Here is a 13,665-nt window from a genome sequence, read left to right on the forward strand (position 1 = left end):
CGCACAGAGTCGGCGGGCTGCATGTGACCCAATCAGGAAGTAGGCTTGTTAGCAAACCTGTTTTTCTCGATCTTTACATCGACACTTCTTTCGGAAAGCGCCCATCGATAGTCACTGGGCCGTCAAATACTGGCTGCATCCTTGCGTGAGTGCCGCGCAAGGAATGTAAATGAAACGCATGTTGTTCAACGCGACGCAAGCCGAAGAGCTGCGCGTCGCCATCGTCGATGGACAAAAGCTCGTCGACCTTGATATCGAAACCGTAGGCAAGGAACAGCGCAAGGGCAATATCTACAAGGGTATCATCACCCGCATCGAGCCCTCGCTGGAAGCCTGCTTCGTCGATTACGGCACGGAACGCCACGGCTTCCTGCCGTTCAAGGAAGTGTCCCGCTCCTATTTCCAGGGCTATGACGGCGGCCGTCCGCGCATTCAGGACGTGCTGCGCGAAGGCATGGAAGTGGTGGTGCAGGTGGAGAAGGACGAGCGCGGCAACAAGGGCGCGGCGTTGACCACCTACATCAGCCTGGCCGGCCGCTACTTGGTGCTGATGCCCAACAACCCGCGCGGCGGCGGCGTATCGCGCCGCATCGAGGGCGAGGAGCGCCAGGAGCTGAAGGATCTGCTGTCGCAGCTGGAAGTGCCGCACGGCATGAGCCTGATCGCCCGCACCGCCGGCATCGGCCGCAATCTGGAAGAGCTGCAGTGGGACCTGGGTTACCTGATGCAGCTGTGGCGCGCGATTGAAGGCGCGGCCGGCGCGCAGTCCGCTCCCTTCCTGATTCTGCAGGAAGGCAGCCTGGTGATCCGCGCGATCCGCGACTACTTCCATCCGGACATCGGCGAAGTGCTGATCGACACCGAGGAAATCCACGACCAGGCCCGCCAGTTCATGAGCCATGTGATGCCGAACATGCTGTCGCGTGTGAAGCTGTACAAGGACCATGTGCCGCTGTTCTCCCGCTTCCAGATCGAACACCAGATCGAAACCGCGTTCTCGCGCAGCGTGCAGCTGCCGTCCGGCGGCGCCATCGTGATCGACCATACCGAGGCGCTGGTGTCGGTGGACGTCAACTCGGCGCGCGCCACCAAGGGCGCGGACATCGAGGAAACCGCCGTCCGCACCAACCTGGAAGCCGCGGAAGAGATCGCCCGCCAGCTGCGCCTGCGCGACCTGGGCGGACTGGTGGTGATCGACTTCATCGACATGGAAAACGCCAAGAACCAGCGCGACGTGGAAAACCGCCTGCGCGATGTTCTGAAGCATGACCGCGCCCGCGTGCAGATGGGCAAGCTGTCCCGCTTCGGCCTGCTGGAGCTGTCGCGTCAGCGCCTGCAGCCTTCCCTGGGCGAGACCAGCCACGAGCCATGTCCGCGTTGCCACGGCATCGGCTTCATCCGCGGCACCGAATCGTCGGCGCTGCACATCCTGCGCATCATCCAGGAAGAGGCGATGAAGGAAAACACCGGCGCGGTGCACGCGCAGGTGCCGGTCGATGTGGCCACCTTCCTGCTGAACGAAAAGCGCGCCGAGATCCACTCGATCGAAGAGCGTCTGGACGTCGACGTGGTGCTGATCCCGAACATCCATCTGGAAACCCCGCACTACAAGATCGTGCGCGTGCGCCACGACGATCTGGCCGAACTGGGCGAAGCGCCGAGCTACAGCCGCGTCGAAGTGCAGGAAGAGGATGTGATCACCAACTTCGGCCAGGAAAAGCCGAAGGTGGAGCGCCAGGAAGCCGCGGTCAAGGGCATCACCCCGCAACAGCCGGCTCCGACCGCCGCGCCGGCAGCCGCCAAGCAGCCGGCTGCCGAGGCGGGCCTGTTCTCCGGACTGGTGTCGTGGTTCAAGGGCCTGTTCGCCGAACCGGAAAAGGCGCCCGAGCCGGAAGCCAAGAAGAAGCCGGCGGCGGCGCGCGAGCAGCGCGGCAACCGCCAGCGCAGCCAGGAGCGCCGCACCGGCGGCCAGGCGCGTCGCGAGCACGAGCAGCGCCGCGGCTCCCCGCAGGATGAGGGCCGCCAGCGTCGCCAGGACGAGCGCGGCGAGCGCAAGGACGCCGAGCGCAGCGAACGCGCCGATCGCGCTGAACGCAAGGATCCGGCCGGCCGCGAAGCACGCGAAGAGCGCAACGAGCAGGCGCGCGAACCGCGCGGCAACCGCCGCCGCGAACGCGAAGGCCGCGAACCGCGCGAAGCCCGCGAGCCGCGTGAACAGCAGCCGCGCGAAGAGCGTGTGAGCGACAAGGCCGAGAAGCAGGACAAGCCGGAACCGCGTCGTCGCCAGGCGCCGGCCGCCGCGCCGCAGGAAGCCGAAAAGCCGGTGCAGGACGAATTGCGCCTGGATACCGAAGCCGAGCAGGCGGAGCAGGCCGAGCAGCAGGAGCGCGGCGAACGCCGTCGCCGCCGCAGCCGCCGCGATCGTCGCCGCGACACGCCGGAAGGCGCCGTGGCAGAAGCGGGCGCGGAAGCGCCGGCAGCTGACGCCGCCGAGGCGGTGGTTGTCGCCGCAGTGGCCGCTGAGGTGGTTGCCGAAGCCGCCCAGCCGGCGGTTGAGCCGGAGGCCAAACCGGTAGTCGAAGCCGTGACTGAGCCGCAGGTGGAGGCGGTTGTGGAGGCCGTGGCGGTTGTCGAGCCGGAAGCCAAGCCGGTGGAGCCGGTAGTCGTTGCCGAACCTGCAGCTGCGGTGTTTGTTGAAGCCAAGGTTGACGCGGCGGCGGCGCCCGCTGTTGTGGAACCGGTTGAGGCCCGAGCCGAGCCCGAAGCCGTTCCGGTGGCCGAGCCTGTGTCGGAAGCCGTGGTGATGGCGGCAGTTGTCGAGGAGGAGCCGCAAGCGGCCGAGCCGGTGGCGGTTGCTGTCGAGCCGGTCGTCGAAGCCGAGCCGATCGTGGTGGAAGCCAAGCCGGTGGAAGCCAAGCCCATGGATCTGGGCGGCCTGGTGATGGTTGCGACCAAGCCGGTTGCCGAGCATTCGGCAGTGCTTGAGCCGGAACTGCCGCAAGGCCCGCGTCGCCGCGACATGGCGGCTGGCATCGATGCCGCTGCGCAGGCCCCGATGGAGCTGGTTCAGGTGGAAACCCGCAACAACTGATGCGGCGGATGCTGGCGCAGGGCAAGCCTTGCGCCAGCGATCGCCAGCAGAATTGTTGACAGTTATCAGAAGGAAAGCTACAATTCTTTCCTCTGATGTTCCCTGATAGCTCAGTCGGTAGAGCGACGGACTGTTAATCCGCAGGTCGCAGGTTCGAGCCCTGCTCGGGGAGCCAAAGAATCAAGAAAAGCCCGCACTTCCGAGTGCGGGCTTTTTGCATTTCAACCAGCGGTGGCCGGCGCGCTGTTGCCCTGGCGCGACGGCGCCGGGTTTGGATCGAGATGCGCCAGCATGATGTCGCGCACCGCGGAGGCGGGCAGCATGCCGTCCGCCAGGCTGCCGGCTTCGGAGCTGATCAGCAGCGGGCCGTCGTCGGGAGAGTCCGTCGGCCTGCCGTGCGAGCCTTTCACCAGCGAGCCATCCAGCGAAACCACCTCCAGCAGGCTGCGCTGTCCCAGCTTGCGCTTCAACAGCGTCCAGGCGATGCGCAGCTTGGGCAGAGCCAACTGCGGGTCGAGGAACAACTCCACCGGGTCGTAGCCTGGCTTGCGGTGGATGTCGACGGTGCGCGCGAAGTCCGGCGCCTTGGCTTCGTCCAGCCAATAGTAATAGCTGAACCAGCGGTCGGCCCGGCTGATGGCAACCAGCTCGCCTGAGCGCGGGTGATTGAGGCCGTACAGCTTCTTGCCGGCCTCGTCCAGCACCATCTCCACGCCATCCAGTTGTTGCAGCAGTGCCTTGACCTCCCCGACCAGCTCCGGCCGGCGGACATAGACATGGGCGACTTGATGGTCGGCCAGCGCGAATGCCGCCGACGCGCCGCAATCCAGCTTGTCTTCGCCTTGTTCTTCCCTGACCTGCAGCCAGCCTGCCTGCCGCAGCGCCCGATTGATGGCGATGTCACCGCGCACCTGGGTGATGCCGTATTCGGACAGCGCCAGGATGCGCGTGCCGTCGCGGCGCGCGGCTGCTATCAGCTCTGCGCACAGCTGGTCCACCGCCGCCACTTCGCGGGCGATCTGCGGATGGTCCGGCCCCAGCTTTTGCAGGCTGTAGTCCAGGTGGGGCAGGTAGACCAGCGTCAGTTTCGGGTGGCGGCTGCGATACAGGTGCAGCGCACAATCGGCGATCCAGCGGCTGGAGCGGATGTCGCTGGCGGGGCCCCAGAAATGGAACAGCGGAAAATCGCCCAGCCGGTCGCGCAATTCTTGGTGCAGTTCGGCGGGCGCGCTGTAGAAATCGGGGATCTTGCGGCCATCGGCCTTGTAGATCGGGCGCGGCGTGACGCTCCATTCCACGTCGGCGTACATGTTGTACCACCAGAACAGCTGCGCGCAGCTGAAGTCGGCATGGCGCCGGCGCGCCTCGTGCCATATTTTCTCGCCCTGGATCAGCGCGTTGTTCTGTTTCCAGAACAACGGCTCGGCCAATTCGCGCGAGTACCAGCCATTGGCGACGCAGCCGTGCTGCCTGGGCGGCGCGCCGGTGAGGAAGGTGGCTTGCGCCGGGCAGGTCAGCGCGGGGGTAACGGTGGCCAAGGGCCGCATGCAGCCGTCCTCGGCCAACTGGCGCAGCGCCGGGGCGAAGCGCAGCAGTTTGGGCGTCAGTCCTACGACATTGAGCACGATGGCGCGGGGCATGGCGCGGCCTATTGGTCCAGGGTGTCGACTTGCGGCTGCTGGCCGCGCAACACCGAGTTGCCCTGCCATTGCTGGCGCTGGTCCACATCGAGGCTGGCTTCGGCTTCGGCGATGTCCAGCTTGCCGCTTTGCGCGAAGAAGCGGATGGGATTGCGCCAGACTATGGTTTCGATGTCGCGCTCGGCGATGCCGGCCGCGCGGAATGCCGCGACGGTCTTGGGCACCTTGAGCGGATCGCTGATGCCCCAGTCGGCGGCGCTGTTGATGATGATGCGTTCGCTGCCGTATTGCTGCACCAGCGCTACCATCCTGGGTTCGCTCATCTTGGTGTTGGGGTAGATGGAGTGGCCGGCCCAGCAGCCGCTGTCCAGCACCAGTGGCAGGGTTTCCTCGGTGTTGTGGTCGATCAGCACCCGCTCTTCGGGGATGCCGCTGTCGCGCACCAGGGCCAGGCTGCGGATGGTGCCGGCCTTCTTGTCGCGGTGCGGGGTGTGCACCAGCACTGGCAATTCGTGCTTGACCGCCAGTTCCAACTGCAGCTGGAAGTAATGCTCCTCGGCCGCGGTTTCGTCGTCGAAGCCGATTTCCCCCACCGCCACCACGCCGTCCTTGTCCAGATAGCGGTCCAACAGCGCGATCACGCCGTCGGCGATGTCCGGGTTGTTGGTTTCCTTGGGGTTGAGTCCCAGCGTGCAGAAATGGCGGATGCCGAACTGGCTGGCGCGAAACCGCTCCCAGCCGAGCAAGGACAGGAAATAGTCCTCGAAAGTGCCGATGTGGGTGCGCGGCTGTCCCATCCAGAACGCGGGTTCGACGATGGCGTGTATGCCTTCGCGGCGCATCGCCTGGTAGTCGTCGGTGGTGCGGGAGCTCATATGGATGTGGGGATCAAACATTTTCATGGCGGCTTCCTTTCAGGATCAGGTATACGTCGTCTGGTATGTCGGCCTGGGTGGCTTGGCGTTCGCTGGCCAGATCGGCCGCCATGCGGCGCAGCTGCGGGGTCAGCCTGTGTCGCAGCCCGTGGATGCGCGACAGCGGCGTGCGGGTGAATAGCGCCTTCAGGACCATCTGGTTGAAGTTGAGCTCGGGGAAGAAGCGCGCCGGGTAGCCGTTTTCGCAGGCGATGGCCTCGAAACAGCCCTGGATGTGGCTGCGGCAGGCGTCAATGGCCAGGGGTAGGTGCCGCTCCGGCGCCGGCAGCAGCGGCAGCGCGCGCAACAGGCTTTGCTGTTCGCCGGCGTCGCCGCCGCGATACAGGCGCGCGAAGCAGGGATGCGCCTGCCCGTCGCGTGATTCTGGCAGGGACAGCAGCAACAGCAGCCGGCCGATGTCGCCAGGCCGCCAATCCAGCGGCGCGATGGCGCCGGCGCGCTCCAGCTCCGGCTGCAGTTGCCGGGGCAGCTGGGACAGCGGCTGCAGGCTGCGGGCGGCGGTGCTGTAAAGCCGCTGCAGCGCGGCGGCATCCGGAAGCGCCGCCAGCGCGGCGGGGAGTTGTTCCAGCCATTGCCGCGCAGCCGGCGCGGCGGGGAGTTCGGCCGATTGCCGGATGTGCAGCTGGATCAGGTTTTTCAGCATGGCAGGCTCTCCAGGTTGGCGCCGGTTCAGGTGCCGGCGATGCGTTGCTGGAACTGGGTGGTGAGCAGGAAGGCGAGCGCGCCAGCCAGCGCCCAGGCTGCCATGCCGTGCGATGCCATCAGCAGCGCGTCGGCCAGCGAGATGCCGGCGATCAGGCCGCCGACGGCGGCGCGGATGTCGCGCTGGTTGCGAAACATCGCCAGCCATACGCAGCGGCCCACCCAGGCGACAAATAGCGCCAGGCCTGGCAGCAGCAGCCAGTTTGGCGGCTGCGTCGGCAGGTACAGCAGCGGCGCGGCCAGGCCCAGCAGCGGGAGCAGGCGTTGGATGCGGCCGCTTTGTTCGTGCTTGGCGGCGTAGGTGAGGCCGATCAGGTAGGCGAGCAACGCGCCGGCGCCCAGCCAGACCGGCGGCGGCAGCTGGCCGCCGGTCACGGCCAGCGCGGCAGCGATGTAGACCAGCGCGCGGCAGAGGCCCATCAGCAGCGGACTGAAGGCATTGCCCTTGTGATGCAGGTCGTACAGCAGGACCAGGCCGGCCAGCAACAGCCCGGCCAGCAGCGCCGGCCTGCCCATGGCTGCCAGTAGCAGCACGCCCGCGCCCAGCATGGCGAAGCCGGCCGCGAACACCGCGGCGGCGGAAACCTGCCCGGAGGGAATGGGCCGTTCGGGCCGCTCCAGCTGGTCGATGCGGCGATCAAATGCGTCATTGAGGAACATGCCGGCGGTGTAGATCAGCGACAATGCCAGCAGCAGGATCAGCAGCGTGGGGGGGGAGGGCGGCTGGCCGGACAGCACGGCGCCGGCGGCGACATTGCTCCACACCGTCGGCAGGTTGGATACCCGACCCAATTTCAGAAAAACGCGCCAATCGCTCATTGCAGTTGCTCCTTGACCCATGACAGCTCCTGGCAGATCGCGTCATCGAGATTGCCGGCGCGAAAGCCGGGAGGCAGCACGTGCCAGCTGTAGGTTTCCACTTCCAGGTGGCTGGTGAGGCTTTGCCGGCGGTGCCTGGCCAGAACCTGGCGCACGCAGTCCTGGGTGCTGGAGAAGTCTCCCAGTTGTTGCGCCCATAGCGGCACATGGAAGTGGATGCGCCATTCGGCGCCCTGCGCCTGCTCCAGTTGGGACAGGGCCGCCGGCAGATCGTCGAAGCGCCGCAGCCCGGCGGGGGTGCGCTGGACGACTTGGTGCAGGTAATGGTCGTCGGCGAACGATTGCAGCTGCGCCTGGTGGCCCGGCTGGACATCGGCCAGCTTCAGGCCGACGCTCAATTGCAGTTTGACCAAGGCGATGCCGGCGGCGGCCAGCTGGTCCAGGCTGGATTCGATGTCCTCGAACTCCACGGCGGCGTGGCAGCAGTCCAGGCAGACGCCAAGATGGCGCCGCAGCAAGGTTTCCGCATGGCCGGGCGGACAGTGGCATAAGTTGGCCAGGCGCGTCAGCGCGGACGCTGTCAGCAGATGCCGCTGGAAAAAAAGGATGGCGTCGCGCGTGGTTTCCAGCAGGCATTCCGGCTCAGGCTCCAGCGCCAGGCGGATGCAGCGGCCGCTTTCCATGTGCAGATGGTGCAGAGTGGCGGCATGCCGCAGCAGATGGTCCGCGATCAGCGGCAATTCTTGATCAGGCTGCCGCAAATGGGCGGCGTACGCGCCGGGCAGCGTGCTGATGCTGCCGTCGATGTCGGGGGGCAGCAGATGGCTGAGCAGCCGCGCCAGCCTGTCGCTGTACTCCAGCCGTTCCGGATGGCGCCAGTCGGGCAGATAGACCTGGCGCTTGGCGCCGGGGCCGTGGAAGCGGCCATAGGGGAAACCGTTCAGCGTGAACACGTACAGCTGGTGGCGCGCCAGGAACTGCAGGAATTCCGGCAGCAGGCCGGCTTGCGTTTCCAATTGCCGCGCGGCCAGCGCCGACAGCCGCAGCCCGACGCCGAACGGTTGCAGCGGAGAGACCTGGGCCTTGATCGCCGGCAGATGCTTGCCCAGCGCCGCGCGGGTTTCGTCCCAGCTTTCCGCGGGGTGGATGTTGGTGCAATAGCACAGGTGGCCCAGCTCGATGGCCGGCGAGGCTGTCGTGGCCAGCCTCATGCGCAGGCCTCGGGCATGCCGTGCCTGAGCCAGCTTATGCTGCTGGCCAGCAGCGATTTGTCCATCTGGTGGATCTCTATCCCGTGTCCCAGCCTTTGCAGCAGAGTGACGGTCAATTCGCCGCCCAGATGCTCGCGGAACTCGTCCAGGCCGGCCAGAACCTGAAGCTGCCCTTGGGCGTCGCGCTGTTCCAGCAGCGGCGTCCACAGCGTGAAGCCCAGTTTCTCCAGCAGCAGGCACAGCTGGGCGGCGGCTTGTTGCGGCAGCAACCCGCTCTGCGCCGCGTAGCAGGTGTCCAACGCCATGCCTATCGCCACCGCTTCGCCATGGCTGAGCTGGTAGTGGCTCATGGCTTCCAGCTTGTGCGCCGCCCAGTGGCCGAAGTCCAGTGGCCGGGCGTTGCCGAACTCGAACGGGTCGCCGGCGCCGGCGATGTGCTGCAGATGCAATTCGGCGCAGCGGCGTATCATCCACTGGCAGGCATCGTCATCGCCCCGGCGCAGCGCGTCGGCGTGTTCCCGTAGCCAGTTGAAGAAGGCGATGTCGCGGATGGCGGCCACCTTCACCGCTTCGGCCATGCCGGAAATGCGCGCGCGCATCGGCAGGGTGGCGATGAAGTCGTAATCGTTGATCACCGCGTAAGGCGGGGCGAAACAGCCGAGGAAATTCTTGCTGCCGAAGGCGTTGACGGCGGTTTTGACGCCGACGCCGGAGTCGTTTTGCGACAGCACGGTGGTGGGAACGCGGATGGTGCGGATGCCGCGATGGGCGGTGGCGGCGGCGAAGCCGGCCATGTCCAGCAGCGCGCCGCCGCCGACGATGACAACGTAGCTGTGGCGGTCGATGTGCTCGTCATGCAGCCACTGCTGCAGCGCCTCCAGCATGACCGGATGGTTCTTGACCGCCTCGCCGCCGGGCAGCACGCGCGGCGCGGCGGCCAACTGCAGGCAGTCGCGGTGATGGTCGGCGTAGCGCTGGAAATCCTGCGCGAGGCTGGGGTGATGCTGGGCCACACCCTGGTCGATGACCACCACGAAGCGGTGCCGGATGTGGGACGCCTCCCGGCAGATGGCGTCGCGCAGCGTCGGGTTGTCCGGCTGCAGCAGCTTGCGGGTGAACCACACCTGATACTCGTAGGAAACGCTGAAGCGTTGGCGGATCGAGTCGTGCGAAATGCCATTGGTTTTCGAGCCGTCGTCCAGTGCGGGCATAGGGCGCTTTCTTTCGGAAATGCAGGGTTGGCGGGGGCTCAGTTGTAACTCATGCCGTTTTGCACATCGCGGTAGACAAAACTCAGTCCGATCGGCGGCTTGGGCTGGCCCTTGTCGTAGCCAAGCAGCATTGAAGGGTTCATCAGGCTGGCCGACAGCACCTTGAGGTCGAACATCAGGCCGATGGCCGTGTCCATCTGGCCAGGCTCGCCGTTGAAGGCCTGGTGCAGGCTGTTGAGCAGGCTGCTGTAGCTGTAGGCGAAGCGTTCGATCAGCGTGCGCTCCTGGCTGTTTTCCGGGTAGTCCTCCGGTTTGGGCGTGGGCGGCATCGGCCACACGCCGTCCTGATTGAAAGGAATGGGCTTGCCGCCGAAGCAATAGCCTTTGCCGTCGGGACAGGGCGTGATTTCGCGGCCGTTGGCGATGGATTCGAATTTGTAGTAGTGGGCCAGGTCCTCCAGTTTTTCCGGAGCGTTCGGATTCTGATAGGGGCTGGCGCTGGTGCCTTCGCCCTGGGTGATGATCACGTCTATCGCCTTCTTGGCGCTGTCCACGTCGGTGATGGGGAACAGCACCTGGGGCGGGAAGTAGTTCAGCACTTGCTGCGGCAATTGGCCGAATTGCAACTGGCCGCTCAACTCGTCCAGCTTGTACTTGATGCTTTCGTAGTACTCGCCGATGGTGTGGAATTCCGGTTCCTGGCCTTTTGCGTAAAGTCCGATCATTTCATGTACCGGGATCGGGTCGGTCGGCTCTTCAATTCCCATGAAGGTCTTGCGCGTCAAGTCGAGGCTGAAGGCTTCGATGCCGACGATCAGGCCGTCGGCGATGCCCATCGGCAGCGGGCCTGGGTAATTCGGGATGAAGTCCGGCGTGTTGATGCGCGGATGGCCGCCAATGGCGATCAGGATATTGGCGGAGATGGTCATGTGCAGCATCTCTTGCATCACGATGCCGTGGATCAGTTTGCCGATTTCGCGGTTTTGGCCTGGTTTCAGCGACAGCATGGCGGTGAGATAGGGCGGGATGGTGCTGTGCTCCAGTTCGATCGCCTTTTGCAGGTAGAAATGCAATTGCGCCGGCGTGGTGGCGCTGAGCAGGCCCTGGATGAATTTTTTGTCGATCTGGAAGGCGGGTATGCGCTTGGTCATGGCAGATCCTCTACTTGGCCGTTTTCTGGCGGAAGGATGTGGAGGCGGTGGGCCGCGGCTGGCGGATCGCGCTTTCCCGCAACTCTATCTCGACGATTTCGGGTTCCGGCGGCGTGGTTTCCGCCTGCTTCGGCGCCATGGCGCTGAGCCAGGAGAGCAGCATCTCTCTGTTGGCGTCGGACAGGTCGCGCGACACCGGCATGTAGTTGGGGTCGGTCGGCGGCAGCGAGAAAGCCAGCAGCAGCGCGTGGCGATGGGCGCGCACCGATTCGTAGTTGCCCAGATCCACCAGGTGGCGGCTCATGATCGGATACAGGTTGCCGTATTGCTGCAGGATGGGTTGGATATCCCGTTCCCAGGTGGGGTGCTTGGGAATGGCCGTCTTGTTGAAGGCTAACAGGCTGACGAAATTCCAGTATTCGCAGTACGGCCCGCCCGGAACGGTGGCCATTTTCCCGGCGTAGCTGTCCGGCGGCGGCTGGAAGCCGTAGCTGAGCGCATACAGCTGGCCGTCGATATAGCCGCGCGGCGTTTCGCCCAGTGGCGGCGACGCGGAGATGGTCAGCGAGCCCTTGCCGTGGAAGTCGGTTTCCAGTTGCTCGGGCACCTGCAGATTGGCTTCGGGGAAGCCCACATGCGGGGTATCCACCGGCGGGGTCAGCGAATTGTTCGACATGCCGGTGCCGCCCATCGGGTTGCTGTTGGGATTGCCGGGCGGCAATTGCCAGACATGCAGCTTGGTGGCCAGCGGCTTGCCGAACTGGCTGGCATAGAAATCCACCTGCTGCGGCGTGTCGGGATTCAGCCGGAACACGTGGCCGTCGGCCCGCGCGTACTGGCCGTCGATGGCTTCGTAAGTCAGCACCGGGTATTTGCCGCTGCTTTGTTGGGGGCCCAGCAGCAGCAGCGGCGTTTGTCCCAGATAGGCGGCGATGTATTGCTTGTTTTCCAGTGTCGCCTGGTTGTCGCTCTCGCCGGCCGCGTAACAGAAACCCTGGATGCCCGCCGTGCGGGTGTACCAGCCTTCCTGCAGGTAGTCGACGGTGCCCAATGGGACAAACTCTGACGATTTCACGAGGGATGGGATGTGGTCGGTGTCGTCATCCAGTCGCGCCAGCGCCAGCGTCAGGGTGCCGATATTGTGCAACTGGCCGGTGGCGTCGGTGATCGGCAGGGCCAGGCCGAAATCCGCATAGAGGGTTTGCTGCTCGGGACGGTTGACGCATTGAAAACCGTACACGCCTCCCAGCGGCTGGGTCGGGAAGGGGGCGCCATTGGGCGTGGTGGGTTGCAAGGGGGTGGTCAGGTGGCGGCCCAGCACGAAGTGCTTGGGCTCGTCGCGGTGGTAGGGGCCGATGCTGCCGCTGACCAGGCCCATGGTGAAGCGTTGGCTGGTGTTGTCGCGGGTGTAGCCGTACAGGTTGAAGTTGATCGACAGGCAACCTTGTTCGCTGGCTTCCTTCAAGGCCAGCAGCACGGCGGAGTCGGCGCAGCCGCTCCAGTCGACGTCGTGCAGGATGGACTGGTAGTTGGCGGCCATCGGCTGCTCCCAACGGCTTTGTGCGTTGAGCTGGCGTTGCCAGAGGTTCATCAGGGGCACCGGCAGCAGGTCGCCGCAGAAGAGCGCGCGCTCGGTCGGGCTGGCCAGCCGCACTTGCACGCCCCATAGTTGCGAGACGTACTGCATCTGCGGGTCGAGGTCGACTATCTTGCCCGGCGGCTGCTGGTCGGCGTTCTCCACGCGCAGACCGATCACCGGATCCTCCTCCGGACAGGTGAGCAGCCGGTCGCCCAGCTGGGCGCCGGTGATCTTGCATTCTATGAAACGGAAAATGCCGGTGCCTTCCGGATTCCAGTAGCCTTCGGCGCCTTCCGGGCCGCCATCCGGGTAGTGCTGACGCTGATATTCGGGGCGGAAGGCTTCGTTGTCGTAGTAGCGGACGTCGTTGTTGACGGTGGAGGGGTCTGCCTGGAATACACCGGTGAAATTGATGCGCGGCGCGTCGAGATAGCTCATGTCGGCTCCTGGGAGGGCACTGCGGTTGGCTACGGCCTCTAGCCAGAATAGGAGCCGCAAATCATGACATGCAAATTTGCTAGGCTGTACTTTGGTGCAGGTTGAATTGGGATAGCCCATAGTGTAAGCGGTGGGTGGACTGTTTGATGTCATTGGTATTTTTGTTGCGGCGGGAACCAAGATCGGCGGATTAGCCCTAAGATGTCATCCCTTTGACTACCACGGTGCCGGGCGGGCAAGCCCGGCAGGTTTGCATACGAATGGCTTTTCTCGAATCCCTGAATCAATCCCTGTTCCTGCTGATCAACGCCACCCCCGAAACCTCCCCGCTGGCCATCAAGGCGGCCACCCTCGTCGCCAAGGACGTGATGCTGCTGCTGCCGGTGTTCCTGGCGGCCATCTGGCTGTGGGGCCGGCCCGCGCTGCGCGATACCGTGTTGAAATCCTGCCTGCTGACGCTGGTCGCCCTGCTGGGCAACTGGTTGATCGGCCTGGCCTGGCCGCATCCGCGCCCGTTCGCGATGCCGATCGGCAATACCTTCCTGCTGCACGACGCCACGCCGTCCTTTCCCAGCAATCACGGCACCATCTTCGCCGTGATGGCCTTATGCTGGTGTTTCAGCCCGGCGCGCGGCTGGGGCTGGCTGCTGAGCCTGGCCGGCATCGCCGTCGCCTGGGCGCGGGTATTTCTCGGCGTGCACTTCCCGCTCGACATGCTGGGCGCCCTGCTGGTGTCCATCTTCTGGTACGCTAGCCTGTCGCCGTTGTGGTCGCGCCGCGGGACGGCCCTGACCGAAACGCTGGAATCCTTGTACCGCCAGTTGTTGGCCAAACCGATCGCCGCCGGCCTGATCAGGCGCTAAGCGCGCCCGTCGCTTCCGGCGGCCA

Annotated in this window: 10 protein-coding genes and 1 tRNA gene; 3 read left to right on the forward strand and 8 right to left on the reverse strand. The window is 65.3% G+C overall.

All coding sequences use genetic code 11. The annotated features are described in order from the left end of the window. Nucleotides 1-169 precede the first annotated feature (169 nt). Both MY55_RS05465 and MY55_RS05470 read left to right on the forward strand, forming a co-directional pair. Nucleotides 170-3,091 (forward strand): Rne/Rng family ribonuclease, encoded by a 2,922-nt coding sequence (locus tag MY55_RS05465; protein ID WP_043577658.1) that lies wholly within the window; start codon nt 170-172, stop codon nt 3,089-3,091. Nucleotides 3,092-3,190: 99 nt separating this feature from the next. Beyond that, nucleotides 3,191-3,266, forward strand: a tRNA-Asn gene (locus tag MY55_RS05470). 46 nt (nt 3,267-3,312) lie between these two features. Here the strand turns inward: MY55_RS05470 and MY55_RS05475 are convergent. Genes MY55_RS05475 through MY55_RS05510 form a run of 8 tightly spaced genes read right to left on the reverse strand, consistent with a single transcriptional unit; the run spans nt 3,313 to nt 12,777 of the window. Continuing rightward, nucleotides 3,313-4,731, reverse strand: coding sequence for an alkaline phosphatase family protein (locus MY55_RS05475; protein ID WP_047236807.1), 1,419 nt, complete (start codon nt 4,729-4,731; stop codon nt 3,313-3,315). 8 nt (nt 4,732-4,739) lie between these two features. Continuing rightward, nucleotides 4,740-5,633 (reverse strand): TatD family hydrolase, encoded by an 894-nt coding sequence (locus MY55_RS05480; protein WP_043577656.1) that lies wholly within the window; start codon nt 5,631-5,633, stop codon nt 4,740-4,742. Further along, on the reverse strand, nt 5,620-6,309 hold the full coding sequence (locus MY55_RS05485; RefSeq protein ID WP_052258174.1) for an EboA domain-containing protein: 690 nt from the start codon (nt 6,307-6,309) through the stop codon (nt 5,620-5,622). The genes MY55_RS05480 and MY55_RS05485 overlap by 14 nt, the downstream gene beginning before the upstream one ends. Nucleotides 6,310-6,335: 26 nt before the next feature. Then, nucleotides 6,336-7,187: a UbiA family prenyltransferase gene (locus tag MY55_RS05490; protein ID WP_043577653.1), complete on the reverse strand. Its 852-nt coding sequence runs from the start codon at nt 7,185-7,187 to the stop codon at nt 6,336-6,338. Beyond that, a complete protein-coding gene (gene eboE / locus MY55_RS05495; RefSeq protein WP_208856022.1) occupies nt 7,184-8,398 on the reverse strand; it encodes a metabolite traffic protein EboE in 1,215 nt (404 codons plus the stop codon). Before eboE ends, MY55_RS05490 begins: the two co-directional genes overlap by 4 nt. After that, complete coding sequence (locus MY55_RS05500) at nt 8,395-9,609, reverse strand: 3-dehydroquinate synthase (RefSeq protein WP_047236809.1); 1,215 nt, start codon at nt 9,607-9,609, stop codon at nt 8,395-8,397. Before MY55_RS05500 ends, eboE begins: the two co-directional genes overlap by 4 nt. Nucleotides 9,610-9,647: 38 nt before the next feature. Further along, entirely contained in the window at nt 9,648-10,760 is a 1,113-nt protein-coding gene (locus MY55_RS05505; protein ID WP_053006674.1) for a ferritin-like domain-containing protein, read from the reverse strand. Nucleotides 10,761-10,770: 10 nt separating this feature from the next. Next, nucleotides 10,771-12,777: a hypothetical protein gene (locus tag MY55_RS05510; protein WP_047236810.1), complete on the reverse strand. Its 2,007-nt coding sequence runs from the start codon at nt 12,775-12,777 to the stop codon at nt 10,771-10,773. A gap of 260 nt (nt 12,778-13,037) precedes the next feature. Between MY55_RS05510 and MY55_RS05515 the strand changes: the two genes are divergently transcribed. Then, nucleotides 13,038-13,640, forward strand: coding sequence for a phosphatase PAP2 family protein (locus tag MY55_RS05515; RefSeq protein WP_043577649.1), 603 nt, complete (start codon nt 13,038-13,040; stop codon nt 13,638-13,640). Nucleotides 13,641-13,665 lie beyond the last annotated feature (25 nt).

The sequence above is a fragment of the Chromobacterium subtsugae genome, from assembly GCF_001676875.1.
Taxonomy (GTDB): Bacteria; Pseudomonadota; Gammaproteobacteria; order Burkholderiales; family Chromobacteriaceae; genus Chromobacterium; species Chromobacterium subtsugae.

Coding starts and splice junctions, on each gene's coding strand:
- MY55_RS05465 (WP_043577658.1), top strand. CDS start 170: ATGAAACGCATGTTGTTCAACGCGACGCAAGCCGAAGAGCTGCGCGTC.
- MY55_RS05475 (WP_047236807.1), bottom strand. CDS start 4,731: ATGCCCCGCGCCATCGTGCTCAATGTCGTAGGACTGACGCCCAAACTG.
- MY55_RS05480 (WP_043577656.1), bottom strand. CDS start 5,633: ATGAAAATGTTTGATCCCCACATCCATATGAGCTCCCGCACCACCGAC.
- MY55_RS05485 (WP_052258174.1), bottom strand. CDS start 6,309: ATGCTGAAAAACCTGATCCAGCTGCACATCCGGCAATCGGCCGAACTC.
- MY55_RS05490 (WP_043577653.1), bottom strand. CDS start 7,187: ATGAGCGATTGGCGCGTTTTTCTGAAATTGGGTCGGGTATCCAACCTG.
- eboE (WP_208856022.1), bottom strand. CDS start 8,398: ATGAGGCTGGCCACGACAGCCTCGCCGGCCATCGAGCTGGGCCACCTG.
- MY55_RS05500 (WP_047236809.1), bottom strand. CDS start 9,609: ATGCCCGCACTGGACGACGGCTCGAAAACCAATGGCATTTCGCACGAC.
- MY55_RS05505 (WP_053006674.1), bottom strand. CDS start 10,760: ATGACCAAGCGCATACCCGCCTTCCAGATCGACAAAAAATTCATCCAG.
- MY55_RS05510 (WP_047236810.1), bottom strand. CDS start 12,777: ATGAGCTATCTCGACGCGCCGCGCATCAATTTCACCGGTGTATTCCAG.
- MY55_RS05515 (WP_043577649.1), top strand. CDS start 13,038: ATGGCTTTTCTCGAATCCCTGAATCAATCCCTGTTCCTGCTGATCAAC.